This window comes from uncultured Arthrobacter sp. (assembly GCF_947495145.1).
Lineage (GTDB): Bacteria > Actinomycetota > Actinomycetes > Actinomycetales > Micrococcaceae > Arthrobacter_D.
Genome location: NZ_CANLXP010000003.1, coordinates 81331 through 107292, shown reverse-complemented (window position 1 = coordinate 107292; position 25962 = coordinate 81331). Strand labels below are relative to the sequence as shown.

The 25962-nt window shown below is 62.7% G+C and carries 25 protein-coding genes and 1 tRNA gene; 11 read left to right on the top strand and 15 right to left on the bottom strand.

The annotated features are described in order from the left end of the window. Positions 1-72 precede the first annotated feature (72 nt). Positions 73-840 carry a YaaA family protein gene (locus Q0877_RS03265; RefSeq protein WP_299165696.1) on the top strand — a complete coding sequence of 256 codons (768 nt, stop codon included), beginning with the start codon at positions 73-75 and terminating at the stop codon, positions 838-840. Between the two features lie 32 nt (positions 841-872). Here the strand turns inward: Q0877_RS03265 and Q0877_RS03260 are convergent, their stop codons facing one another. The 3 genes from Q0877_RS03260 to Q0877_RS03250 all read right to left on the bottom strand — a co-directional run bounded on the left by Q0877_RS03260 (position 873) and on the right by Q0877_RS03250 (position 3574). Further along, positions 873-1763, bottom strand: a complete 891-nt coding sequence (locus tag Q0877_RS03260; protein ID WP_299165888.1) for a reverse transcriptase-like protein — start codon at positions 1761-1763, stop codon at positions 873-875. Positions 1764-1851: 88 nt separating this feature from the next. After that, positions 1852-2592, bottom strand: coding sequence for a zinc ribbon domain-containing protein (locus tag Q0877_RS03255; RefSeq protein WP_299165695.1), 741 nt, complete (start codon positions 2590-2592; stop codon positions 1852-1854). Positions 2593-2683: 91 nt separating this feature from the next. Continuing rightward, on the bottom strand, positions 2684-3574 hold the full coding sequence (locus tag Q0877_RS03250) for a Nif3-like dinuclear metal center hexameric protein (RefSeq protein ID WP_299165694.1): 891 nt from the start codon (positions 3572-3574) through the stop codon (positions 2684-2686). A gap of 111 nt (positions 3575-3685) precedes the next feature. On the opposite strand from Q0877_RS03250, the gene msrA reads away from it, so the two are divergent. The 3 genes from msrA (at position 3686) to epsC (ending at position 5832) form a co-directional block, all read left to right on the top strand. Then, a complete protein-coding gene (gene msrA / locus Q0877_RS03245; protein WP_299165692.1) occupies positions 3686-4210 on the top strand; it encodes a peptide-methionine (S)-S-oxide reductase MsrA in 525 nt (174 codons plus the stop codon). A gap of 73 nt (positions 4211-4283) precedes the next feature. Further along, the gene (cysK, locus tag Q0877_RS03240; RefSeq protein WP_299165691.1) at positions 4284-5219 is read left to right on the top strand and encodes a cysteine synthase A; all 936 of its coding nucleotides are present in this window, start codon (positions 4284-4286) and stop codon (positions 5217-5219) included. A 25-nt stretch (positions 5220-5244) separates the two neighbouring features. Continuing rightward, entirely contained in the window at positions 5245-5832 is a 588-nt protein-coding gene (gene epsC / locus Q0877_RS03235) for a serine O-acetyltransferase EpsC (protein ID WP_299165690.1), read from the top strand. Between the two features lie 70 nt (positions 5833-5902). Here epsC and gndA read toward each other — a convergent pair whose 3' ends face one another. Then, positions 5903-7339 (bottom strand): NADP-dependent phosphogluconate dehydrogenase, encoded by a 1437-nt coding sequence (gene gndA, locus Q0877_RS03230; RefSeq protein ID WP_299165689.1) that lies wholly within the window; start codon positions 7337-7339, stop codon positions 5903-5905. Positions 7340-7546: 207 nt separating this feature from the next. Between gndA and Q0877_RS03225 the strand changes: the two genes are divergently transcribed. Continuing rightward, entirely contained in the window at positions 7547-9634 is a 2088-nt protein-coding gene (locus tag Q0877_RS03225) for an acyltransferase family protein (RefSeq protein WP_299165688.1), read from the top strand. A gap of 68 nt (positions 9635-9702) precedes the next feature. Here Q0877_RS03225 and Q0877_RS03220 read toward each other — a convergent pair. From Q0877_RS03220 to Q0877_RS03205, 4 genes are all read right to left on the bottom strand, one after another. Further along, a tRNA-Val gene (locus tag Q0877_RS03220) sits at positions 9703-9778 on the bottom strand. Between the two features lie 76 nt (positions 9779-9854). Beyond that, on the bottom strand, positions 9855-10811 hold the full coding sequence (locus Q0877_RS03215) for an NAD-dependent protein deacetylase (protein WP_299165687.1): 957 nt from the start codon (positions 10809-10811) through the stop codon (positions 9855-9857). After that, positions 10808-11293: a redoxin domain-containing protein gene (locus tag Q0877_RS03210; protein WP_299165686.1), complete on the bottom strand. Its 486-nt coding sequence runs from the start codon at positions 11291-11293 to the stop codon at positions 10808-10810. The genes Q0877_RS03215 and Q0877_RS03210 overlap by 4 nt, the downstream gene beginning before the upstream one ends. Next, a complete protein-coding gene (locus Q0877_RS03205) occupies positions 11294-11713 on the bottom strand; it encodes a DUF3052 domain-containing protein (protein WP_299165685.1) in 420 nt (139 codons plus the stop codon). Positions 11714-12140: 427 nt separating this feature from the next. On the opposite strand from Q0877_RS03205, the gene aceE reads away from it, so the two are divergent. From aceE to fabF, 6 genes are all read left to right on the top strand, one after another. Next, entirely contained in the window at positions 12141-14885 is a 2745-nt protein-coding gene (gene aceE / locus Q0877_RS03200) for a pyruvate dehydrogenase (acetyl-transferring), homodimeric type (protein WP_299165684.1), read from the top strand. Positions 14886-15017: 132 nt separating this feature from the next. Continuing rightward, positions 15018-16256, top strand: coding sequence for a CdaR family transcriptional regulator (locus tag Q0877_RS03195; protein ID WP_299165683.1), 1239 nt, complete (start codon positions 15018-15020; stop codon positions 16254-16256). 78 nt (positions 16257-16334) lie between these two features. Then, on the top strand, positions 16335-17300 hold the full coding sequence (locus Q0877_RS03190; protein WP_299165682.1) for an ACP S-malonyltransferase: 966 nt from the start codon (positions 16335-16337) through the stop codon (positions 17298-17300). Then, a complete protein-coding gene (locus Q0877_RS03185; RefSeq protein WP_299165681.1) occupies positions 17297-18352 on the top strand; it encodes a beta-ketoacyl-ACP synthase III in 1056 nt (351 codons plus the stop codon). The genes Q0877_RS03190 and Q0877_RS03185 overlap by 4 nt, the downstream gene beginning before the upstream one ends. A gap of 82 nt (positions 18353-18434) precedes the next feature. Further along, complete coding sequence (locus tag Q0877_RS03180) at positions 18435-18680, top strand: acyl carrier protein (RefSeq protein ID WP_299165680.1); 246 nt, start codon at positions 18435-18437, stop codon at positions 18678-18680. Between the two features lie 93 nt (positions 18681-18773). Beyond that, the gene (gene fabF / locus Q0877_RS03175) at positions 18774-20009 is read left to right on the top strand and encodes a beta-ketoacyl-ACP synthase II (RefSeq protein ID WP_299165679.1); all 1236 of its coding nucleotides are present in this window, start codon (positions 18774-18776) and stop codon (positions 20007-20009) included. A gap of 98 nt (positions 20010-20107) precedes the next feature. On the opposite strand, the gene Q0877_RS03170 is transcribed toward fabF, so the two are convergent. The 7 genes from Q0877_RS03170 to Q0877_RS03140 all read right to left on the bottom strand — a co-directional run bounded on the left by Q0877_RS03170 (position 20108) and on the right by Q0877_RS03140 (position 25957). Then, positions 20108-20611: a DUF3145 domain-containing protein gene (locus tag Q0877_RS03170; protein WP_299165677.1), complete on the bottom strand. Its 504-nt coding sequence runs from the start codon at positions 20609-20611 to the stop codon at positions 20108-20110. 242 nt (positions 20612-20853) lie between these two features. Further along, a complete protein-coding gene (locus Q0877_RS03165; protein WP_299165676.1) occupies positions 20854-21783 on the bottom strand; it encodes a tyrosine recombinase XerC in 930 nt (309 codons plus the stop codon). Positions 21784-21802: 19 nt separating this feature from the next. After that, on the bottom strand, positions 21803-22366 hold the full coding sequence (locus Q0877_RS03160; protein ID WP_299165675.1) for a methylated-DNA--[protein]-cysteine S-methyltransferase: 564 nt from the start codon (positions 22364-22366) through the stop codon (positions 21803-21805). Positions 22367-22429: 63 nt separating this feature from the next. Further along, the gene (gene dprA / locus Q0877_RS03155; protein ID WP_299165674.1) at positions 22430-23635 is read right to left on the bottom strand and encodes a DNA-processing protein DprA; all 1206 of its coding nucleotides are present in this window, start codon (positions 23633-23635) and stop codon (positions 22430-22432) included. After that, entirely contained in the window at positions 23632-25170 is a 1539-nt protein-coding gene (locus tag Q0877_RS03150) for a YifB family Mg chelatase-like AAA ATPase (RefSeq protein WP_299165673.1), read from the bottom strand. The genes dprA and Q0877_RS03150 overlap by 4 nt, the downstream gene beginning before the upstream one ends. Next, a complete protein-coding gene (locus tag Q0877_RS03145; protein ID WP_299165672.1) occupies positions 25170-25526 on the bottom strand; it encodes a YraN family protein in 357 nt (118 codons plus the stop codon). The genes Q0877_RS03150 and Q0877_RS03145 overlap by 1 nt, the downstream gene beginning before the upstream one ends. Positions 25527-25630: 104 nt before the next feature. Beyond that, on the bottom strand, positions 25631-25957 hold the full coding sequence (locus Q0877_RS03140; protein WP_299165671.1) for a DUF2469 domain-containing protein: 327 nt from the start codon (positions 25955-25957) through the stop codon (positions 25631-25633). Positions 25958-25962 lie beyond the last annotated feature (5 nt).

Genomic DNA, 25962 nt, shown 5'->3' with positions numbered 1-25962 from the left:
AGAGGCAGTTGTGGCCGGCTGGATCCAGTGCTGGTGAGATCCCAGCCGGCCGGACGCAGGTAAAGTGGTCGGGTGCTTATTCTGCTCCCACCCTCCGAAGGAAAAACGGCTGCAGACAACGGGCGTCCCCTCGACCTGGCCTCGCTGGCCTTTCCTGAGTTGACCGATGCCCGGCTGGAGGTGCTCGCGGCGCTTGCGAAGGCCAGCGCACATGACCACGCTCACGCCGTCCTCGGGGTGGGAGCCTCCCTGGCTGAGGATGTGCGCCGCAATACCGGATTGCGGGAAGCCGCCGCAGCGCCTGCACATTCGGTCTACTCCGGTGTGCTGTACGACGCGCTCGGATACCGGAGCATGACCCGCGTGCAGAAAATGAAGGCTGATGCCGCCGTCGTCATCATTTCAGGGCTCTGGGGCGCAGTCGGATTCGCCGACGCCGTTCCGGCCTACCGGCTCTCAATGTCGGTGAATCTGCCGGGCACCGGGAAGCTGGCGCCCTTCTGGCGAAAACGTCTCGCAGCCGTCCTCGACGAACGTGCCGGCGGTTCCCTCATCGTCGACTGCCGGTCGAGCACCTACGCCACAGTATGGTCCGGAACACCCGAGCGGACGGCCGCCGTCAACGTGTTCCAGGAACGGAACGGCAAACGATCGGTGGTTTCCCACTTCGCCAAGCACACCCGCGGTGAATTGGCTCGCCACCTCCTGACGCGGAGGGGGAAACAACCCGCGACTCCAGAGCAGCTGCTGCAGGCAGCATCTGAACGGTGGGTGTGCGAGCTTGTGCCCGCCACTGCCCGGAAAGCCGCCCAGCTGAACATCGTCCTGCCCGGCGCCTGATCGCCGCTGGTCCTCCCGGGCGCCGCCGGTTTCTAAGCGTCTGGCCCGGCGACGAGTTCCACTTCGAACCCCTCTGCGTTCTCAAGATAGGCCGCGTAGTGCTTCCGCCCGCCGGCATAGGGATGTTTGTCCCTGAACATCAGGGACCAGCCGTGACTGGCAGCCCGGCGCGCGAGCAGATCGACTTCGGCACGCGTACCTGCGTTGAACGCTAGATGGTTGACGCCCTGGCGACGGCGATCGTACGGCGCGGGAACGACGTCCGGGCCGGCCTCCAGCACGAGATATGTTCCGTTACCCGCCCAGCTCGCGCCGTCCTTCCAGGTGTCTTTCGGTACAAACCCCAGCCGCTCAAACAGCCAACCCATACTGGCCAGCGCTGCGTCGAGGTCCTGAACCCAGATCTCGACGTGGTTGAGGGTGCCGGTGGCTTCCCGGGGAGTATCGGCAACAGCGGCAGCCTCCTCGCCCGTCTGGACAGTGGTTTTGGGTTCGCCCGAATTCTTGGGCTTCCACGCAACGCCCGCCATGCCCGCGTCCATGGCCTCATTGGAGAGCCTGTCTGCGTCCTTGTTCTTCTCACGGGGAATCCACTCGTAGCGCACGCGCCGGGGATCGACAATACGGCGGGCCTGCCCAGCCAACTTCTGCATGTCGGCATGCTTGATCTTCCAGCGCCCGCTCATCTGTTCGACGATGAGCTTGGAATCCATTTTGACGAGGATGCGGCAATCCGGGTCAATCTCGTGCGCCAGCTCGAGACCTGCGAGAAGCCCCGAGTACTCAGCGACATTGTTCGAGGCGATTCCTACATAACCTGCCTTCTCCTTCAGGATGACGCCCGACTTGGGATCGCGGACAAGGGCACCATAGCCGGCGTGACCGGGATTCCCGCGGGAACCCCCGTCTGTTTCAACAATCAGGAGGTTGTGGACCGAGGTTCCGGCCCGTCCATCGGCAGCGGCAGCGGAAGCGTCGTCGAACAGGGTTCCAGCAGAGTCACTCACCCGTTCAGCTTCCCCACTCAGCCGAGCGCACGAGAATGCATCCGGAATCGGGGCAGAAGACAACGTCGTCGTCAGCCGCCTTGGAGATGTCGGCGAGGTCGCCAGGGCTGAGCTGCATGCCTGACCCCTCCGATCGGCCGTGAGAAAGACGGGCCGCGCCGACGCCCCGTCGGGCGAGCGTCTTTTCGTAGATCCCAAGCAGGGCGGGCTCAAAAGAAGCGGCCAGCTCATCCCGTGCTGCCTGGACCTCCCTGCGCTCTGCATCGATCCGGCCCAACTCCTCGTCGCGTGCCTGCTCGAGTTCGCGGAGCTGACTTTGAACAGCCTCCGAACGGTTTCGGGCGTCATCACGCGCTGCCTTTGCGGCTTCGACGCGTTCCATCACCTCGAGCTCGATATCTTCAAGGTCCGAGCGACGCCGGGTGAGCGAAGCGACTTCGCTCTGCAGCGCAGTGAGGTCCTTCGACGTACCCGAGCCGCTGTTCAGCCGCTGCTCGTCCCGCTCAAGCCTGGTGACCACTGCCTGCACGTCATCTTCCGCCCGGGTAAGATCCCGTTCAGCATCGCCGAGATTCGTTGCCGCAGTCACCAGCTCAGACTCAGCACCGGCTGCCTGCGCAGCCAGCACAGCCAGCTCGGGATTCGCCCTGGCGGCAGCCGCCTGCCGCTGCAGTTGGTTGAGCTTCGAATCATGAGCCTGCAGTTCAAGGAGCCGCAGTTGTTCCGCCTGAGGTGCTTTTGCCACCGATAGTCCTCCGCCGTCGCTAATTCCGTTGTCCGTCTACCTTATGGCACGTCGGTGAGGACAGAAACGTGCTGAATGGCCGGCCGACGACCTAGTTTCCGCCAGGCGTGAGCACGAAGTCCCAAGGGTCTGAATTGACGGTGCTTACCCGCACGTCAACTGAGAAACCCTGATCAGACAGGACGTTGGATAATGCGCTGGCGGCGGGCGTCAGCCAGAGCCACTCGCTGCCGAAGTGGGACACGTCGATGAGGTAAGGGCGCCCGTTCACCGCGGACTCCCGCGCTTCAAGGGCGGGGTGATGCCGCAGGTCCGCCGTAACGTAAACATCCGCCTGACTCGCACGCACCCGGTCGAACAGGTTGTCTCCCGCCCCACCGCACACCGCCACACGCCGAACGAGTCCGAAACGGTCACCGGCGACGCGCATTCCGCCGGCCACAGCCGGCAGTAGACCGAACACCAGTTCGGCGAATTCCCCGAGCGACATCACCTCCGCCAGATCACCGACCCTACCGATGCCTTCCTCCGGCAGCCCGTCCGCAGAACCGGCCAGCGGCTCAACGTTGCCCAGTCCGAACGCGTCTGCCAGCACATCCGAGACACCCCCGATGGCGCTGTCTCCATTGGTATGCACCGTAACCAGCGCACAACCCGACTCAATAAGCCGGTGCACCGCCGCGCCCTTGGCATGGGTGGCCGCCACTGAGTGCACGGCTTTCAGCATGAGTGGATGATGCGCAACGATCAGATCAGCACCCAATTGCACAGCATCGTCAATGACTGCCTCCGACGGATCCACAGCAAAGACGACCGTCGACACCTCGCGATCGGCACGCCCCACCACTAGCCCGACCGCATCCCAACCTTCCGCCAGGGATTCCGGCCACAACTCCTCGATCGCTAGCAGGACATCGCCGACGGTGGGCCTCGACCCGTTCACCTCGCCACTGTCCTGGACGCGCTCTTCGTCAGCTTCCATAGCCCTAGTTCTACCAGTTTCTTCAGGCCTGTTCCCGGTTCCGGGGATCCCCGCCATGGTCCGCAGCCGACTGGCGGGAATCATCGCGTCCATGGATGCATTGTTAAGACCATGATGACTTTCGTCCTTGGCGGGGGCTGCTTTTGGTGCCTCGATGCCGTCTACCAAAAAACCCGCGGCGTGACCGAAGTGGTGTCCGGTTATACCGGTGGCCATGACCCGGCTCCTCACTACGAATCAGTGTGCTCGGGTATCACCGGCCACGCAGAAGTCGTGGCCGTCAGCTTCGATGAGACGGTGGTTCCCGTTGAGGTGATCCTCGGCATCTTCTTCGCTTCCCACGACCCCACGACGCTCAACCGCCAGGGATACGACGTCGGCACACAGTACCGTTCGTCGATGTTCTACCAGGATGCCGGGCAGAAGGAACTGTTTGAGCGCGCAATTGAGCGGCATCAGGACGACTGGGCAAATCCGATCGTGACTGAGGTGGTGCGCCTCCCACGGTTCTACGTGGCGGAGGAATACCACCAGAATTTCTATGCCAAGCACCCCGAGCAGGGGTACTGCCAGGTGATTATCAATCCGAAGCTTGCCAAGGCACGGAAATATTACGCTGAATGGCTCACCGCATAGTTCTGCGAGTGGCCGCTGGCTAGGCTGGGCACAGTTTTGCTCCAATCCGTATGTAACCCCAGACAGGAATCTCATGGCACCGATTTACGACGACGTTACCCAGTTGGTAGGCCGCACTCCCCTGGTGCGTCTGAACCGCCTGACCGAGGGCCTGGACGCTCAGGTGGCTGTGAAGCTCGAGTTCTACAATCCCGCGAACAGTGTCAAGGACCGCATCGGCGTCGCAATCATCGATGCAGCTGAGAAAGCCGGCGCCCTGAAGCCGGGCGGCACCATCGTGGAGGGCACTTCCGGCAACACGGGAATCGCGCTGGCCATGGTGGGCGCTGCCCGCGGCTACAAAGTCGTGCTCACCATGCCCGAGACCATGTCCACGGAGCGTCGGGTTATGCTCCGGGCCTACGGTGCGGAGATCGTTCTGACGCCGGGCTCCGAGGGCATGCGCGGGGCCGTCGACCGGGCCAAGGAAATCGTCGCCTCCAGCGACAACGCCATCTGGGCGCGTCAGTTTGCGAATGAAGCAAATCCCGCTGTTCACCGCGAAACCACCGCCGAAGAGGTGTGGAATGACACTGACGGCCAGGTGGATATCTTCGTCGCCGGTGTAGGCACCGGAGGTACCGTCACCGGCGTCGGACAGGTCCTCAAAGAGCGCAAGCCGGGGGTCAAGATCGTAGCTGTGGAACCAGCAGACTCGGCGATCCTGAACGGCGGCGCTCCCGGACCGCACAAGATCCAGGGCCTGGGAGCAAACTTCGTTCCCGAAATTCTCGATACGTCCGTCTACGACGAAGTTATGGACGCCAGTGTTGAAGATTCCGTACGGGTAGCACGGGCACTTGGTACCCAGGAAGGCATTCTCGGCGGCATCTCCTCCGGAGCGATCGTGTGGGCCGCCCTTGAGCTGGCCAAGCGCCCGGAGAACGCGGGTAAGCTCATTGTCGCCGTTGTCTGCGACTTTGGGGAGCGCTACATCTCCACCGTGCTGTTCGACGACATCCGGGGTTAGTCATCCCTTCAAAAGAGAGTGGTTTGTGAGCTTCCTAGCGAGACTCCGAGAAGACCTCGAAGCCGCCCGGGCACATGATCCGGCCGCGCGGGGCGACGTTGAAAACGGCGTTGTCTACTCAGGCCTGCATGCGATCTGGGTGCACCGTCTGACGCACCGCATGTGGCAGATTCCCACGCTCCGGTTTCCCGCGCGGGTTCTTGCGCAGATGACACGCTTCCTCACGGGGATCGAGATTCATCCCGGAGCCACGATCGGTCGTCGGTTCTTCATCGACCACGGCATGGGAGTGGTGATCGGCGGAACCGCCGAAATTGGCGACGACGTCATGATGTATCAGGGGGTCACCCTCGGCGGGCGTTCGCTCGAGAAGGTCAAGCGCCACCCGACCATTGGCGACAGGGTCACGATCGGCGCCGGTGCCAAAGTCCTCGGGCCGATTACGATCGGCGCCGGTAGCGCGGTCGGTGCCAATGCCGTCGTCGTAAAGGACACGCCTCCTGACTCGATCATCACAGGCATTCCGGCGACCTTCCGCCATCGCGATTCCGCAAGGGAAACGTTGCCGGCGGTGGACCCGGCCGAGTACATCGACCCGGCCCTGTACATCTAGAAAATTCCTTCCAAGGTTAATCGGGAAAGCGCCCCGGCGGATGAGTCCGCCGGGGCGCTTTCCTGGGTTTCTAGTGGGTATCGACTGCTTCGACTTCCGAGCGGTCCTCGCCCCAGAGCGTGTGGAAGGTACCTTCGGCGTCGACGCGGTTATAGGTATGAGCGCCGAACAGATCGCGCAGCCCCTGGGTCAGGGCTGCCGGCAGCCGCTTACGACGCAGGCCATCGTAGTAGGCCAACGATGAGGAGAAAACCGGAACCGGGATGCCCAACTGCACTGCCGTGGCAACCACCCGGCGCCACACAGGAACCGCTCCGGCGATGGAATGCGCGAAGGCCGGAGCCAGGAGCAGGTTGGCTGGCTTTTCATCCGCAGCGTACGCCTTCATGATGTCATCGAGCAGCTCAGCGCGGATGATGCAGCCTGCACGCCAGAGGGAGGCGATCTCGTCGAGCTTGAGGTCCCAGCCGTACTCCGTTGCAGCAGCAGTGAGCATATCGATGCCCTGTGCATAACTGACCAGCTTCGACGCGTAGAGGGCCAGGCGCACGTCTTCGACGAAGCCCTCGGGCAGTTCAACGCTGCCCTCGTGCCCTTCGAGGATGCCCTGTGCAAGCTCGCGCTGGCCCCGCTGGGAGGAGAGACCGCGCGCGAAGACCGACTCCGCAATGCCCGAGGTGGGGCTGCCGAGCTCGAGCGCAGAGACGACGGTCCAGCGACCGGTGCCCTTCTGACCTGCCGAATCGACGACGACGTCAACGAAGGGCTTGCCGGTGCGCTGGTCCGTGTGAGCGAGGACCTCGGCGGTGATCTCGATGAGAAAGGAGGAAAGGGTTCCCGTATTCCATTCGGTGAAGATCTTTGCCTGCTCTGCCGGCTCGATCCCGGCAGCAGTGCGGAGGACGTCATAAGCCTCCCCGATCACCTGCATGTCGGCGTATTCGATTCCGTTGTGCACCATCTTGACGAAGTGACCGGCGCCATCCGTGCCGATCCAGCGACAGCACGGCTCACCGTTGTACTTGGCAGAAATCTTCTCCAGCATGGGACCAAGCGAATCGTAGGACTCACGTGAGCCGCCCGGCATGATGGAGGGGCCGAGCAGCGCTCCCTCCTCACCACCGGAAACACCGACGCCGACGAAGTGAAGGTTCTTCTCAGCCAGGGCCGCTTCCCGCCGACGGGTGTCCTCATAGTGCGAATTGCCGGCATCGATGACAATGTCCCCCGGCTCCAGCAACGGCTCAAGCTGCTCGATGACAGAGTCGACTGGAGCGCCGGCCTTCACCATGATCAGTACGCGGCGCGGCTTCTCCAGCGAGTCGACAAGTTCCTGAAGTGACTCCGTGCGGACGAAATCGCCGTCGTCTCCGTGCTTTTCAAGCAGCGCATCGGTCTTCTCGACCGACCGGTTGTGAAGGGCTACGGTGTACCCGTTCCGGGCAAGGTTTCGGGCCAGGTTTGCCCCCATGACGGCAAGGCCGGTCACGCCGATTTGTGCACTCATCAAGTCTCCATCTGCAGCTTGCCCCCATGGTCAGGGGCACATCATTTAGCGACGCCCCTGTGCGCCTTGGCCCTCCCACCCTATTACCGGGGTCACGTTCGAAGCCAGACGGCGCCTCGGTTCTCAGGTAATCCGTCGAAACATTAGGACGGGAGACCGGCGGCCTCAAGATGCGGGCACCGTTACCGAATTGATACCTTGTGTTGAATGTCTGCCACTTCAGAACGCACAGCGCCGGTTCGAAAGAACGGAAGCCGATCTGACTTCCGCCCGGATATTCAAGGATTGCGAGCTCTCGCCGTCCTTGGCGTGGTGCTGTACCACTCCGGTGTGTCCGCACTGCCGGGCGGCTACGCCGGCGTTGACGTCTTTTTCGTCATTTCCGGATTCCTGATCACCGGCCACCTGCTGTCAATGTTGCGGGCGGACGGCACCATCCGCTTCGCCCAGTTCTATTCCCGCCGTATACGCAGGATTCTTCCGGCTGCCCTGGCGGTGTTGATCCTGACAGCGGTGGCGTCGCTTTGCTTCGTGCCCCGCGTAGACGTACCGGGCACTATGCACGACGCCGCTGCAACAGCCCTCTACGTGCCCAACCTGCTTTTCGCGGTTCAGGGGACAGATTACCTTGCGGAAACCTCCCCTTCTCCATTCCAGCATTACTGGTCCCTCGGCATTGAGGAGCAGTTCTACCTCTTATGGCCGCTGATACTGCTCGGGGCCTTCCTCCTGGGGCGGCGCGTCGGGAAGCGGGCCGTCGTCGTCGTCCTGTCCGTGGTGGTTGCGGCGTCGTTCCTCTGCGGCCTGCTACTGCTCCACACCTACCCCGCATGGGCATTCTTCTCGCTTCCAAGCAGAGGATGGGAACTGGGCATCGGCGCTCTCGCGGCGTGTGCGCTGAGCAGTGCCGCCCGGATGCTCCCGGCATGGGCAGGACGTCTGTTGGTGTGGAGCGGTCTCGCTGGCATCGTCGCAAGCTTCGCCCTCCTGACCTCTTCGACAGCGTTCCCGGGGTGGGCAGCGCTGCTTCCGGTCCTTTCCACCGCTGCGGTGGTGGTCGGAGGCGTCAGCGGGGCGCAGCCGCGGGTCCTGACCAATCGGGTGATGCAGGCCCTCGGCCGCTGGTCCTACTCCATCTACCTCGTGCATTGGCCCCTCCTGACGATTCCCCAGCTTGCTGTCGGCGTCGAGAATGAATTGCCGGTTCCCATCACGCTCGTCCTCGGCGCACTCAGCCTGCCGCTTGCAGTGCTGCTCTACCGTTTCGTGGAGGAGCCGTTCCGTCGCCCGAACTCGTTTCGTCGCCGCGACACAGAAGCCCCGGTGCCGGCTGGACCTGCCGCTCGCCGCGCCCGATCGAAACGGGCGGTCCCGGCCATTGCGGTGGCGACCGCGGGTTCGCTCACGATCGCATGCTCGGCGTATGCGGTTGGCTTTCACATTGACCGGATTCCTGTCACGGCGACCGAATCCGCGCAGCGTGAGGCGGGCATGCCGTATCCGGCGGGCACCACTTTCGTCCCGGCCAATGTCACGCCGTTGCTTGAGGACGCTTCGACCAGTGCGCCACCTACAAACGCGGATGGTTGCCATGCGCAGGAGGAGCAGACACAACTGCAGACCCAGTGCGTGTACGGAGCTGCCGAAGGATCTGAAGACGTTGTCCTTTTTGGCGACTCGCACGCCGAGCAGTGGTTTGCCGGAGTAGAACTGTTGGCAGAGGACGCTTCGCTGCGACTGCACACGTTCACCAAATCCTCCTGCCCGGCAGTTTCGATTTCGATCGAGAACCAGGGCTCGCCATACACCGCATGTGACCAGTGGCGGGACAGCGCGCTGCGCGAGATTAGCGCTATGAAGCCGCGCCTCGTCGTGCTCGGCAGCTACGGAAAGGTGAGCCCTGTCGACGGATCCCACAGTCTCCGATCCCAGTGGGAGGAGGGTCTGAGAGAGACCATCAAGGCGATGCCGGCGGAAACCGAGGTGGTGGTCCTGGCTGACACTCCGGCTCATGATTCCGCCCCGGCTTCCTGCCTCTCACGGAACGTCGAACGCGCAACAAGCTGCGACGCCGAACGAGATGAGGCCATCGACCCGGAGCGGGCTGCTTCCGAGCGGAAGGTCGCAGTCGAAACCGGAGCGCACTTCGTGGACATGAACAAGTATCTGTGCGCTGACGATTGTCCCGTGATCATCGGGGACATCCTGGCCTACCGTGATACCCACCATCTGTCGGCTCCGATGGCGGAAGCGCTTGCACCCCGGTTCGTGGAGGAACTGCACCGTGCCCTCTGACTCCGACTGACTCGGACGCAAAAACCCCGCTGCCCGGACCGTGGGTCTCAGAACAGCGGGGTTTGTGGTGGTGGGTCCTACCGGGATCGAACCGATGACATCCACGGTGTAAACGTGGCGCTCTACCAGCTGAGCTAAAGACCCAAAGTTGCGGCGGGGCCGGAGAACCGCCCTGCGCCACGAGGAACTACTGTACCGGATCGACGCGCCCCAATGCCAATCAGTGCGGGGACCGACCGGCGTCTTCTCTTTCAAGCCCCGGCAGGGCCTCCGCGAGGTACGCCAGTGCCTCCGAAACCCCCAACTCGAGTTTCAACGATGCGAACTCGTCACCACGCGTCTGGCCCCTGTTGATGATGACAACCGGCTTCTGCTGTTTCGCTGCATGCCGGACAAAACGAAGGCCGCTCATCACTGTCAGCGACGATCCGGCCACCAGGAGGGCGCCCGAGTCATCCACCATCGCGTAGGCCCGCGCAACCCGGTCCTTGGGCACATTCTCGCCGAAATACACGAAATCCGGTTTGAGCATTCCACCACACACCGGGCATGGCGCAATGGTGAAGTCTGAGGTGTCATCGACATCAGCGTCCGCATCCGGCGCCACGTCGCCCGCGTTGCCTGTGCGCTCGAGATACCCGGGATTCAGGCGCTCGAGCAGGCCCGCAACCTCCTGGCGGCTGAAGGAACTGCGGCAGCCAAGACACACCACGCGGTCATAAGTTCCGTGCAGGTCCACCACATTGGTACTGCCTGCCATTGAGTGCAGCCGGTCCACATTCTGGGTGATCAGTCCAGCCAGGAGTCCGCGCTGCTCCATCTGCGCCAGGGCACGGTGACCGCTGTTGGGGTCCGCTCGTCGAAGGTGGTGCCAGCCGACGTGGTTTCGCGCCCAATAGCGCCGTCTCAGCGCATCATCACCAACGAACTGCTGGTAGGTCATTGGATTGCGAGGAACGGAATTCGGTCCACGATAGTCCGGGATGCCGGAGTCTGTGCTGAGACCGGCTCCGGTCAGGACGGCAAGGCGCTTGCCCGCGAGAAGATCGACGACAGAACGAAGGTTCGCCACCTGCTCTGTCGAGAGGGTCCTGGCCGCCGCACCGTCTTCCCTGGCGAAACCGGTCACTCCGAAGCCGGGGAGGGAGGAGGCATGCGGCAGCGGTGAGGAAGTCATTGCGGCAGTTCAGCCTGTAGGGGCAGGCCGCGAAGCGCTGTCGAGTAATCCGCGAAGGAGCGGCCCTGGCCAAGGGGAGCCTCGATTCTGGAGGTCAGGCAACCAGTGGGGTCAACGAAAAATGTGGTTCGGCGCGCATAGCCATCGGAGGTATCCAGAACCCCGTACCGTTCGGCCACCGCACCGTGAGGCCAGAAGTCAGCGAGGAGGTCGAACTCGTAACCCCTCTCCTCTGCGTACGTTCGAAGGGCGTATCGATGGTCGATCGAGATAGCGAGAACTCTCACACCACGCCGCTGAAACTGCTCGAGATTCTGCTGCAGTTCGTCCAGTTCATCGGTGCAGACGCGGGAGAACGCGAAAGGGTAAAACACGAGCACCGCGGAGGAACCGTGCAATGCGTCCAGGCTGACAAGCTCCCCATGCTGATTGGGGAGTTCAAACCCCGGGACCGCGTCGCCGGGCGCAGGGAAATTTGCCACCTACTGCTTGCGGCGCGCTACTAGCCTGGTTGCCGCCCAGTCGCGGGAGACCCCCGCTGAGGAGGTGGCGTGAAGCCCGGCGGTCGGTGCTGCCTCCTGAATTTCAGATGGAGGAACGTACCCGTCCCGGCCCGATTTCGGTGTCAGCAGCCATACAACACCGCCGTCATCCAGACTGGTCAGCGAATCAACGAGTGCATCCACCAGGTCGCCGTCGTCGGAGCGCCACCACAGGATTACACCGTCGACAACGTCCTGGTCATCCTCCGTAAGGAGCTCGGAACCGATCTCGTCTTCCAGTTCAGCACGGAAGTCGAAATCGACATCCTCGTCGTACCCAAGCTCCTGAACGAGGTCGCCGTCCTTGAAACCCAGTTTGCCCGCCACGCTTGTTGCTGTGGCGGCTTCGGCCTCGCTCACTTTTTTCCTCCCGAAAAACTGCAATTGTCGCTGCGCTTATTGCTGTGGCTGTCTCGATGGTGCCTCTGACCCCGGTTCCACAGTACGTTGATATGCATTATTACCAGCCAACACCCTTTAGCGCCACGCTTCAACCCGAGTACGCGGCAGACCGGCACGACGGCGGCGAGTCACCCCTCCTTCACGCGCAGCCTCGAAGGAGGGGTGACGGGAGAAACGTCAGGGGCATCGGCTTACCCTCTAGGCGTAACCTGCCGCGGCAGTACCCATTCAGCTACGCATCCAACACCCCGCAGGGCTAGAGTGTTCCAGTGAATCCATAGGTCCGGCGAACGCCGATCGGATTCTGACCGCTTCGACGAGCAACGGCCCGAAGCACGAAGTCGTAGACGTCGCAGACATAATCTGCGGATTGGGAGGGTTTGGCATGGTTGCTGATCAGGGGATTGTGGGTTCGGGTACCGGTGGGGATTCGGATCCGGAGGAGACGGCTGAGTGGGTTGAGTCGTTTGATCAGCTGGTTGATGTGCGTGGATCCGAGCGTGCCCGTGAGGTTTTGGGGCGTCTGCTCGCGCGTGCCGGCGGCCGGTCCGTGGGCCTTCCCAGCGTTGTAACGACTGACTATGTGAACACCATCCCTGTTGACGAGGAGCCTGAGTTCCCCGGCGATGAGGAGATCGAGCGGAAGTACCGGGCGTGGATGCGGTGGAATGCCGCGGTTATGGTGCACCGTTCGCAGCGCCCGGAGATCGGCGTCGGCGGTCACATCTCCACCTACGCCGGCGCGGCGACCCTGTATGAGGTCGGGTTCAACCACTTCTTCAAGGGCAAGGACCACCCAAGCGGCGGGGACCAGATCTTCTTCCAGGGACACGCGTCCCCGGGCATGTATGCGCGGGCGTTCCTGGAAGGCCGGCTCACCGAGGAGGATCTTGACGGGTTCCGGCAGGAGAAGTCCAAGGCCGGTCACGCGTTGTCCTCGTACCCGCACCCGCGGTTGATGCCGGAGTTCTGGGAGTTCCCCACGGTGTCGATGGGCATCGGGCCGATGAACGCCATCTATCAGGCCCAGTCCAACCGGTATCTGCAGAACCGTGGGTTGAAAGACACCAGCGAGCAGCAGGTGTGGGCGTTCCTCGGCGACGGGGAGATGGACGAACCCGAATCCCGCGGCTTGTTGCAGCTGGCAGCCAATGACGGGCTGGATAACCTGAATTTCGTGATCAACTGCAACCTGCAGCGCCTGGACGGGCCGGTCAGGGGTAACGGGAAGATCATGCAGGAACTCGAGGCGTTCTTCCGTGGTGCGGGCTGGAACGTGATCAAGGTCGTCTGGGGCCGGGAGTGGGATGACCTGCTTGAGAAGGACACCAGCGGGGACCTGGTGAAGATCATGAACGAAACCGCTGACGGGGACTACCAGACCTACAAGGCTGAATCCGGTGGGTTCGTGCGCGATCACTTCTTCGGTAAGACCCCGGCCACGAAGGATCTCGTGGCGGACATGACCGATGACCAGGTGTGGGGCTTGAAGCGCGGCGGGCATGATTACCGCAAGGTCTACGCCGCGTACAAGGCAGCCACGGAATTCAAGGGCAAGCCCACCGTCATCCTCGCGAAGACCGTGAAGGGCTACGGCCTCGGCCCCCACTTCGAAGGCCGCAACGCCACCCACCAAATGAAAAAACTCACGAACGCCGATCTGAAGGCATTCCGCGACTACCTTCGCATTCCTGTTACCGACGAACAGATCGACGATGACCTCTACAACGCCCCGTACTACCACCCTGGAGCCGACGCACCGGAGATCCAATACCTGCACGAACGCCGCAAGGCGCTTGGCGGCTACCTGCCGGAGCGGCGCACCAAGCATGCCGAGGTTGCCCTTCCCGGAGACAAGACCTACGAGGTAGCCAAGCGTGGGTCCGGCAAGCAGCAGGCCGCGACAACCATGGCATTCGTGAGGCTCCTGAAGGACCTCATGCGGGACAAGGAGTTCGGCAAGCGGATTGTGCCGATCATTCCGGATGAAGCACGCACGTTCGGTATGGACTCGTTCTTCCCAACGGCAAAAATCTATAATCCCAACGGCCAGAACTACCTGTCGGTAGACCGCGACCTTGTGCTCGCCTACAAGGAATCGATCCAGGGCCAGATCCTGCACGCAGGTATCAACGAGGCAGGATCAGTTGCGGCATTCACAGCTGCCGGAACGGCATACGCCACTCAGGGCGAGCCGCTGATTCCCATTTATGTCTTCTACTCGATGTTCGGTTTCCAGCGCACCGGGGACTCCTTCTGGGCCGCGGGGGACCAGATGACCCGTGGGTTCATCATCGGCGCGACCGCAGGGCGCACCACCCTCACCGGTGAAGGCCTGCAGCACGCCGACGGACACTCCCCCATCCTCGCTTCGACCAACCCCGCCGTGGTCACGTACGACCCGGCCTACGGGTACGAGATCGGTCACATCGTTCACGACGGGCTCGAGCGCATGTACGGAAACGGCAATGCTGTCTCCGGGTCCGACCCGAACGTGATGTACTACCTCACCGTGTACAACGAGCCCATACTTCAGCCTGTTGAGCCCGAGAACCTCGACGTCGACGGACTGTTGCGCGGCGTATACAAGCTCAGGGATGGGCAATCGGCGGAGAACGCTCCGAAGTCGCAGATTCTGGCGTCCGGTGTGGCCGTGCCGTGGGCGCTCGAAGCACAGCAGATTCTTGCCGAAGAGTGGGGCGTCTCAGCCGATGTCTGGTCGGTGACGTCATGGACTGAGCTTCGACGGGATGCCCTGGCCGCAGAGGAAGAGGCATTCCTCAATCCCGGCGCCGAAACCCGCGTCCCGTTCGTCACGCAGCAGCTCGGCGAAGCGCCGGGGCCGATCGTCGCCGTCACGGATTACATGAAGGCGGTCCCCGACCAGATCCGGCAATTCCTCCCACAGGACTTCGCCACCCTGGGAGCGGACGGCTTCGGCTTCTCCGATACCCGCGCCGCCGCCCGACGGTACTTCAAGATCGACTCGCACTCCGTCGTCGTACGCACCCTTGAACTCCTCGCCAAGCGAGGCGAGGTCGACTCGGATGCACCCCGCCAGGCAATCGAGAAGTACTCACTCCTCGACGTGAACGCGGGCACAACGGGGAACACAGGCGGAGAGTCCTAGCCCACACCGTTTCGGATTGAGCAGGGTCCGCCGGTTCCAGACAGGGAGCCGGCGGGCCCTGCTCTGTTAACCCACTGTTTGTAGCCTTCGTACAAAATGGAGCCTCGGTCGGCGGGGCCGTATGCTCGGATCATGGCATCGCCCACTCCCCCGCGCGGAACGTCCCTGCCCGCCCCGGATCCGGCAACTGTTGACCGGCTGCGCACGCAAATCGGTGCTCTGTCGACGGCCACGCTGAAGCAGTTGGATTCCTCTCTCCCCTGGTACCGCAATCTGCGTCCCGACGAGCGGTCCGCGCTTGGCCTGGTTGCGCAGAAGGGCATCGCCTCCTTCGTCAACTGGTACCAGAAGCCGGTTTCTCCTGCCTGGGTCCTGAGCGACGTGTTCGGAACAGCGCCCACTGAACTTACGCGTTCCATCAGTCTCCAGAAGGCACTCCAGCTCATCCGCGTCGTCGTGCAGGTGGTGGAGGATCAGGTCCCCGATCTCGCCTCTAATGCCGACCAGGGACTCCTTCGGGAAGCTGTGCTCAGGTATTCCCGCGAGGTCGCGTTCGCCGCGGCTGACGTTTATGCCCGAGCTGCTGAAACGCGGGGTTCCTGGGACACGCGACTTGAGGCCCTGGTGGTCGACGCCATCCTCCGGGGCGAGAGCTCGGATGCCTTGCGGTCGCGGATTGCAGCCGTCGGCTGGAAATCCCAGGCGCCAATCACCGTTATGGTAGGCAGCTCTCCCGCCGAACCAAATGCGATGTTCCTCAACGAGCTGCGGCGCATCACGGGCCGCCTTGCCGAAGACACCCTGGTCGGCATTCAGGGCGATCGGCTCATCCTGGTGCTTGGAGGCGTTCAGGACCGGGACAGCTCGTACGCCAGATTGAGCGAACTGTTCGGACCGGGAGCGGTAGTCTACGGACCGGAATCGGCCTCCCTGGTAGCCGCAAGCAGTTCAGCCCAGGCCGCGTTTGCCGGCCTCACTGCTGCCCGGGCCTGGCCTTCTGCGCCGCGTCCGGTTGCCGCTGACGACCTGTGGCCGGAGCGGGTCATCTCGGGCGACGAAACGGCCCGCAAGGCACTCCTGCGCAACATCTACCGCCCTCTCGTCGGCGCACAGAACGGTCTTGAGGAAACCCTGTCCGCGTATCTCGCCCTGGGTCATTCACTGGAAGCAACATCCCGCGAACTCTTCGTCCATGCCAATACCGTCCGCTACCGCTTACGGCGGGTTTGTGACATCACGGGGTGGGATCCGCTGCTTCCCCGCGAGGCATTCGTGCTACAGACTGCCCTCGTCATCGGGCGGCTCGCACCGCCCCTCAAGGGAGTGGCCGATCGTTCGCCGGCACGTACGGATAGGACTGCCTCGTTGTAGACTTCCTACAAAGTGACTTCGGGAGCTTCGTGCACCGGGACACCCTGCTTCTGACCGCTCATTTGGAAAGCTTGATACGTGCTTGCAATTCTCTGCCCTGGACAAGGCTCCCAGTCCCCCGGATTCCTGACCCCGTGGCTTGACGTCCCAGGCGTAAGCGACCATCTGGGCGCTCTCAGCGAAGTTGCCGGCGTAGACCTCCTGCGGCACGGCACCGTCTCCGACGAAGAGACCATCCGCGATACCGCCGTTGCGCAACCGCTGATAGTTGCCGCCGGATTGGTGGCTGCACGCGTGCTCCTCGGAGACACACCGCTGACATCCGCTACCGTCGTCGCGGGCCACTCGGTGGGCGAACTCACGGCGTCCGCCATTGCGGGAGCGCTGACTGAGCAGGATGCCGTCGCGCTCGTCCGCACCCGCGCCCAATCGATGGCCAGGGCTGCCGCTGCCACGCCGACAGGCATGAGCGCGGTATTGGGCGGAGACCCCGCTGACGTCGCCGCCAGCTTGAAGCGGCACGGACTGACCGCTGCGAACGCCAACGGCGGCGGCCAGACCGTTGCGGCGGGCACATTGGAGCAGCTGGCTTCCCTGGCTGCGGATCCGCCCCAGAAGGCGCGCGTCATCCCGCTGAAGGTGGCCGGAGCTTTTCATACGAACCATATGGCTCCCGCCGTGGAAGCTCTCGAGGCGCTGCGGCCGTCCCTTTCGCCCGCGGAGCCCCTTGCCACGCTGCTTTCCAATTACGACGGCGAACCGGTCGCGTCCGGAGACCTCAACCTTGACAGCCTGATAGCGCAGGTGTCCAGGCCGGTCCGATGGGACCTCTGCATGCAGCGACTGCAGGACATGGGCGTTTCAGGGGTGCTTGAACTTCCTCCTGCAGGTACCCTGACAGGGCTGGCGAAGCGTGGGATGCGCGGAACAGCCAGCCTGGCAGTGAAAACGCCGGAGGATCTCAGCGCCGCACGTGCCTTCATGGAAGAACATTCCCGTACTGCTCCCCCGGCCGACGCCCCCATCGCAGAAGGAAACGCGTGACTACACCAACCCTCAAACAGTCCACCCTGCGCGAGCACACACGCATCCACGGGCTGGGAGTTTTCCGCCCGGACGTGATCGTCACCAACGAGGACATTTGCCAGTGGATCGATTCCTCCGATGAGTGGATCCGTCAGCGCACGGGTATCGTCACGCGTCACCGGGCCGGCAAGGACACCAGTGTCATCGACATGGCGGAATCAGCAGCCCGTGCCGCCCTCGCGGACGCCGGCATCGAGGCTTCGCAGCTGGGCGCTGTGCTGGTCTCAACCGTCACGCACCCTTACGCCACGCCCTCAGCGGCAGCGCAGCTTGCTGATCGCCTCGGTGCAACTCCGGCGCCCGCCTATGACATTTCAGCGGCCTGCGCAGGTTACTGCTACGGGATCGCGCAGGCCGACGCCCTTGTACACGCGGGAACCGCTGAGTACGTACTCGTGGTCGGCGTGGAGAAGCTTTCGGATTTCATCGACAACAACGAGCGGACTATTTCTTTCCTGCTCGGTGACGGGGCCGGCGCCGTCGTCATCGGCCCGTCCGAAAGTTCGGGAATCGGCCCCTCTGTCTGGGGCTCGGACGGTAGCAAGCATGAAGCCATCCGCATGACGCACTCGCTGCTCGATGTCCGGGAGCTGTCCCTTGCAGCACTTTCAGAGGGACCGAACGCCCTTGCGGCGGCCGCAGAGTCCGCAATCTGGCCCACGATGCGCCAGGACGGCCCCACTGTGTTCCGATGGGCTGTATGGGAGATGGCAAAGGTCGCGCAGCAGGCTCTCGACGCGGCGGGCGTGCGGGCCGAGGATCTTGTAGCATTCGTCCCCCATCAGGCGAACATCCGTATCATCGACGAGATGGTGAAGCAATTGGGTCTGCCGGAGCACGTGGCTGTCGCGCGGGACATCGTCGACGCCGGCAACACCTCCGCCGCCTCGATTCCACTCGCAATGCACCGCCTGTTGTCGGAGAAGCCCGATCTGAGCGGCGGTCTAGCCCTGCAGATCGGTTTCGGTGCTGGACTGGTATTCGGCGCCCAGGTGGTTGTACTCCCATAGTTTTCCCGCTTCAAGCCGCAAGCCGCGGCCTGATCGAACGATCCGGTACCCGCCGGAACACACAAGAAGAAAAGGAGCCATCATGGCTAGCAATGAAGAGATCCTTGCAGGATTGGCAGAAATCGTTAACGAAGAAACCGGCCTCGCACCCGAATCGGTGGAACTTGACAAGTCGTTCACTGACGACCTGGACATCGACTCCATCTCGATGATGACCATCGTTGTCAATGCCGAGGAGAAGTTCGGCGTGCGCATCCCCGACGAGGAGGTCAAGAACCTCAAGACCGTCGGCGATGCTGTGGACTTCATCGCCAGCGCACAGTCCTAGTGACGCGCGGCGATGGCCTCCGAAAGGGTCGCCATCGCCGCCTCCCCAGGCAACCTTCCACACGGAAACGACGACGCATCGAAAGAGTGAACCATGGCACGCAAAGTAGTCATCACCGGCTTGGGCGCCACGACACCCATCGGCGGCGATGTTCCCACCATGTGGGAGAACGCGCTCAAAGGCGTCTCCGGCGCCCGAACGATCGAGGCCGACTGGGTTGCGGAGTACGAGCTTCCGGTGACCTTCGCTGCGCAGATTTCAACTCCGGCGAGCGAGGTCCTCACCCGCGTCGAGGCAAAACGGATGGATCCGTCCACCCAGTTCGCCGTGATTGCTGCCCGTGAGGCGTGGCGCGATTCCGGGATCGAAGAGGTAGACCATGACCGGTTCGCTGTCGCATTTGCAACGGGCATCGGCGGCGTCTGGACACTGCTGGACGCCTGGGACACCCTGCGTGCGAAGGGTCCGCGCCGGGTCCTTCCCATGACAGTTCCTATGCTGATGCCCAACGGCCCTGCAGCCGCCGTAAGCCTGGATCTGGGTGCACGCGCCGGCGCACACACTCCTGTATCTGCATGCGCATCCGGCACCGAGGCCCTCCATCAGGGTCTTGAACTGATTCGATCCGGCAAGGCTGACGTCGTCATGTGCGGCGGCGCGGAGGCCGCGATCCACCCGATGCCGATTGCGGCTTTCGCGTCCATGCAGGCGCTGTCCCGCCGCAATGATGATCCTGAACATGCCTCGCGCCCGTATGACGTCGACCGCGACGGTTTTGTGATGGGCGAGGGCGCGGGTGCCCTGCTGATCGAGGCAGAGGAGCATGCTCTTGCACGGGGGGCACGGATCTACGGGGAGCTGGCCGGCACATCTGTGACTGCGGATGCGTATCACATCACAGCGCCGGATCCCGGCGGCCTCGGTGCGACCAGGGCCCTGAAGGCGGCGATGTTCGACGCGCGCGTTCAGCCGTCCGACGTGGTGCACGTCAATGCTCATGCAACTTCCACACCGGTGGGCGACCAACCGGAGTATGTAGCACTGAAGACCGCCCTCGGTGACCAGGTGGATTCGGTCGCAGTCTCTGCCACAAAATCGCAGACGGGGCACCTGCTTGGCGCATCCGGCGCTGTAGAGGCGGTCATGACGGTACTTGCAGTCCACGACCGGCGCGCCCCGGTGACGATCAATCTTGAAAACCAGGACCCGCAAATCCCGCTGGACGTAGTGACGTCGGCCCGTGACCTTCCCTCAGGCGATATCGTGGCCCTGAGCAATTCCTTCGGATTCGGCGGTCACAATGCGGTCATCGTGGTGAAGAACGTCTAGCGATCCGTTGGTTGGATGAACAACGAACAAGGTCCGGGCACCAGTTGACTGGTGCCCGGACCTTGTTATTTTCAGAGGTTCTGTTTCAGAAGGGCGTGCTAGCCGACCTGATGCAGCCAGCGGACGGGCGCGCCCTCTCCTGCATGTCGGAAGGGTTCCAGTTCCTCGTCCCAGGACTCGCCCAGGGCCAGCGACAGTTCATGGTAGACCGCTGACGGGTCGCCCGCCCCTGCCTCGTAGGCGTATCTGATGCGGTCTTCGGAGATCATGACGTTACCGTGGACGTCCGTTGTGGCGTGGAAGATACCCAACTCCGGAGTGTGCGACCAGCGACCGCCATCCGCTCCGGCGCTCTGCTCCTCCGTGACCTCGTAGCGCAGGTGCGCCCAGCCCCTGAGGGCAGACGCAAGTTTAGCTCCCGATCCCTGCGCTGCAACCCAGGAAAGCTCCGCCCGAAACATTCCGGGCGCGGCAGGCTGCGGGGACCACTGCAGGTCTACCCGCTGGTCAATCACCGATCCGATCGCCCACTCAATATGAGGGCACAACGCAGAAGGGGCTGAGTGAATATACAAAACACCGCGCGCCATCACAACAGACATTCCATCCTCCATAGCTGTAGGTACGTCTTCCCCAACGACCTTCAACTCTCGGAGGTACTGCCCTTGTTGCAAAGTACTTGCTCAGTAGGAGTTTGCTTGGTATTAGTGTGCTCAGTCCACAGTTATTGAACTACGATCATTGTGCACTATGGCGACAGATAGCGCCACTGTGATTACTCACCCTGTAATTACCACGGCAGCATTCAGTGAGCTTCGACGGCACCTGCCTAAGCCGCGCGGGTTCAGGCCCTCGGATGGGCCTGCTCATAACTGCGCCGGAGGCGATCAACGGATACGTGCGTGTAGAGCTGTGTTGTTGCGAGGCTGCGGTGTCCAAGAAGCTCCTGGACCCCCCGCAGGTCTGCTCCCCCGTCCAGCAGGTGCGTGGCGGCCGTATGACGGAGGGCGTGGGGTCCACTGGCCCCGGAGCCTTGAACGGTTGCAAGGAGCTTCTCCACAATCGACCGGGCCTGTCGCTGATCCAGACGCCCCCCTCGGGGTCCGAGAAACAGCGCCGGTCCACTGTGTGAGGTGACCCACTGGTCCCTGCCACGGCTTATCCAGTCGTTCAGGGCATGGGCGGCCGGAACGCCGTAGGGAACAGTGCGCTCCTTGTTTCCCTTGCCTAGCACACGTACAGTACGCCTGCCGTGATCCAGGTCGTCGATGTCCAGTCCCACCAATTCGCCGACACGAATTCCTGATCCATAAAGCAGTTCCAGCACGGCCCAGGCGCGGAGGCCTTGAGGATCGCCCGCTCTTGCAGCCTCCTGGGTGGTTGCAAGTAACGGTTCGAGCTGCGTAACAGACAGCACGTCCGGGAGATTGTTCTGCCGTCGGGGTGCTTTGAGGCGAAGTGAGGGATTGTCGCTCAAAAATCCCTCCCTGGTTGCCCACGTCAGGAAGTTACGGACAGTTGCTGCACGCCGGGCAATCGTTGCCCGGGATAGCCCTTGCTGATCGAGGGAAGCCAGCCAGGACCTGAGACACCTGAGGTCAACTTCCGCAAGTGTCTCGATACCGCGGGCGGCAGAAAAAGATGCGAAATGCTCCAGATCGCCCCGGTAGGCGCGCACTGTATGAGCGGAACGGTTCCGTTCGTGGGACAGATAGCGGATGAATCCATCCATCTCGGGGGCGAATTGAGAATGGCTATCTGGTCGTGTCGTCATACTTCTGCCTCCAACCAATCTACGCGGCAGCTCCCGCGATCACTGCCGCTTCCAGTTCGAGCAGGGCACGTTTAACTGCCATGCCTGCCGCGTAGCCTGTAATCGCTCCGCCTGCACCTACTACCCGGTGTCCCGGGATAACAATCGACAGGGGGTTAGCACGGACCGCCGCCCCCACCGCCCGTCCCATCGACTCATTGCCCAGCGCGCCTGCTATGTCCTTGTACGTGCGTGTCTCACCGTACGGGATATCGGCGACAGCTTTCCAGACCCGGCGCTGAAATTCTGTCCCGTTCAACAGCGTGTATGGCACAGGCTCAGAGACTGTGCCATCGAAGTATGCTCGCAGCCAATCGCTCGTGAGCCGATACACTTCGGCGGCAGCCTCCCTATCGACAGCCGGTGAACCCTCCGGCGGTATCTCTTCGGCAAGGTTCAGCTGTTCCCTGGCGAAGGGCAGGCCCAGTAGAACCGGGGAAGGCTCCGGTGAGTGATACTCGTGGTAAAGGCCGACGAGCAACTCGTTCCGGGCGATCAGAACCAGTCCACCAATCGGGCTGTCAATTATTTCAAAGGTGTTCACAACTTGTACCTCTCTTTGTGCTGACTGCTGTATTGATCGTGATAAAGGACGGTGCGGGTCGGATTATCGTCGACGTTTCCGCCAGCCGCCGTCGTCGGCACGCTGTGCGAGTCCATCAGTCTCCAAACGACCGAGGCCCGCCAGAACACCGGGCACGCTGAGACCGGCAACCACTGCAAGCTTGTCCACCGAAGAAGAGACGCGAACAGGCAGCGCGTCCAACAGCAACAGGTCCTCCACGGTGAGGCCGTCGTGTATAGCCGGCCGCTCATCGTGCTTCTGGCCGGATTCCAGGATCAGCGGACCAGTGAGCTCCGCGACCTCCGCGGCGTCAGTGACGCAGATTGCACTTCCATCCCGCAGCAGGCGGTGGCACCCCGCTGAATTCGCGGATAGAACGGAGCCCGGAACAGCTCCCACCGCGCGTCCCAAACCGGCGGCGTGGTGCGCCGTATTGAGTGCTCCCGACCGCCACCGGGCCTCCACCACTACTGTGACTGAGCTGAGGGCAGCTATAAGCCGGTTTCGTTGCAGGAATCGGTAGCGGGAGGGCGATGAACCAGGTGGAACTTCCGAGATGAGCAACCCCTTCGCGGCGATCTCCCTCTGCAGCCCCTCGTTTCCGGCGGGGTAGTACCGGTCGACGCCGCAGGCGAGAACTCCCATCGTTGGCAGCGGATGGTTCTCACTCGCTCTACCCAGGGCCGCTCGATGTGCATGTGCATCGATACCGTAAGCGCCTCCGGACACCACGGTATAGCCGCGCGCCACGAGACCCCCTGCGATTTCACCGGTCAGCTGATGTCCGTAATTGGTGCTGTCCCGGGAACCAACTACTGCGACAACCCGGTTGGATGGTGGGATTGCAACCGCATTTTCGCCCCTCACCCACAAGCACAACGGTTCCTGCAACTGGAGATCTGCCAGCGCTGATGGCCACCAGTCGGACTCGGGCGTAAGCAGGGTACCTCCGAACCGACGCACCGTCTCCAGATCCCTGAGCGGTGCCAACGTGTCCACGCGTGCCCGCCATCCGTCAACCGCCTGTGCAAGCGCATCCGCTCGCATGGTATGTCCGTTTGCGGCAAGTACCTCAAGGAAAGTGCGGTGAAGCCTGGCACTACAGGTTGCCGCGCCAGTGGCAATCTGGAATGCCTCGGCCGGCCCCGCAGCCGCCACCAGAGCTAACCCGACGTTGTTGGAGGGTTCGATGAGCCGGGCCAGGGCGGCGCGTGCGACCTGCTCTTCGCTCCATCCAGAAGAGCTCATGCTGCATCCTCCTGCGTCCGGAACAGAAGTGCTGTGAAGACATCGTCCGGGATGGGCACAGTCCTTCCCGCCAGATCAGCGACGGTCCACGCCACGCGAAGGACCCGATCATAGCCGCGCTTGGTGATCACACCCTGCTCCATCTTGCTGTCCACCGATTCGGTTGCCTTCCGGGTGAGCCTGAGCTCGCCGTGAAGCAGTGAAGCGGGGATCTCTGCATTGGTGGACAAGTCCCATCTGCCGAGCCGCTCGTACTGGGCCGCCCGCGCTTCGGCGACGCGCGCCGCCACATCCGCGCTGGACTCAGCAGTGGCTGTCCCGGAAAAATCCCCGAGTGCCACCCGGTGGACTGCCATCTGCAAATCGACACGGTCAAGGAGCGGGGCAGACATCCTGTTGAAGTAACGCCGGCGCTGCTGGGCGGAACAGTTGCAATCGATACCCTTGCCAGTCGCCTTCCCACAAGGACATGGATTCGCGGCCAGGACCAACTGGAAGCGCGCGGGGTAAGTGGCGGTGCCTGCTGCGCGGTGGAGAACCAGCTCTCCACTCTCGAGCGGTTCGCGAAGCGCGTCGAGAATGCGTCGCTGGTATTCCGGCGCCTCGTCCAGGAACAGCACGCCGCGATGAGCTCGGGAAGCCGCTCCGGGCCGGGGAATTCCGCTGCCTCCGCCGATGATCGACGCTGCGCTGGCGGTGTGGTGCGGGCTCTCGAAGGGTGGCCGCCGCCGCAGTTCCCGGCAGGCCTCCGCGCTCCCCAGCGAATGTATGGCCGTAACTTCCATCGCCTGCTTATCTGTGAGGTCCGGAAGAATTCCGGGAATGCGCTCGGCCAACATGGTTTTTCCAGCCCCCGGTGGGCCGACCATCATCAGGTTGTGGGCTCCAGCCGCAGCGACCTCGACGGCGAACCGGGCTTCCGACTGGCCCGCCACGTCGCACATGTCTTTGGGAATGGGCGCAATACCCCCTTGCGTGATACCGGAAGGTGTTTCCAGTTGCGGTGAGGGCAGCTCAACAACTGCTGCGTCCGCTCCGAAGGCCAGGGCCACCTCGGCAAGCGAGTCGTAGCTTCTCACCTCAGCGCTTGGAACGAGCGCTGCTTCGGCGCCGTTCCCGTTGGCTACAACTACGCTGGTGAAACCCGCCTTCACCGCAGCCATGACAGCTGGGAGTATTCCGCGAATGGGCCGAAGTCGCCCATCCAGCCCCAACTCGGAAAGGAAGACGGTGCGGCCGCAGTTGCGGACATCGCCCGCCGCTGCAAGAGCAGACATCACAATGGCCAGATCGAAACCCGAACCCCTCTTGGGTAGCGACGCCGGAACCAGATTCACCGTTATCTTCCGGCGCGTGAGCGGAAGACCGGCGTTTCGCGCCGCAGCCCGAATTCGCTCCTTGGCTTCCGTCAGGGACGCATCTGGCAGGCCGAGCAGGACAAATGCCGGGAGTGTCTGTCCAATATCGGACTCGACCTCAACGATGTAGCCGTTGAGTCCCACGAGTGAAACGGCGTAAGTTCGTCCAAGCGGCATCAGCTCACCGCCCGCAGGTGTTCGACAACGGGTTTCCCTGTGCCGTCATCCAGAATCGCCACCGCGTCGACCCGGAAGCCCGAAAAACGGAGGTCATGAGAGCGCGCCCAACGCGAGGCGAGCAGGTACAACCGTTCCAGCTTTCCCGGCGTAATCGCCTCTAATGGATGACCGTACGCTTCGGAAGATCTGGTCTTGACCTCAACGACCACCAGTGTGGCGCCCTCAACCGCCACGAGGTCAATTTCCCCGAGCGCACACCGCCAGTTGCGGTCGATGACCCTCAGCCCCGCGTCCTCGAGATAGCTGGCAGCAATGGCTTCTCCCCGTTTGCCCAGCTCGTCCTTGGTTCTCATGAAAACACCTCCGGTACCAGCGTGGAACAACCGGTAGCCGAAGGTGTCGGGCAGGCAAGCTATGTGGGTAACTACAGGAAAGCGCCCCGGATGTGGAGCAGTAGTCAGGCTCCGAGCGAGCCGTCTTTTGGAAGCGGAATGTCGTCGGTCTTCGCCAGTTCCTCGACGTTCACGTCCTTGAAAGTGATGACTCGCACCGTCTTGACGAACCGGGCGGAGCGGTACACATCCCAAACCCAGGCGTCATTCAGGGTGAGATCAAAATAGATCTCGCCGTCCGCCGAGCGTGCCTGCAGGTCGACGTGGTTGGCCAGGTAGAACCGCCGCTCCGTCTCGACCACGTAGTTGAAAAGGCTGACGACGTCGCGGTACTCACGATAGAGCTGCAACTCCATGTCAGTTTCATAATTCTCGAGATCTTCGGCACTCATGAACC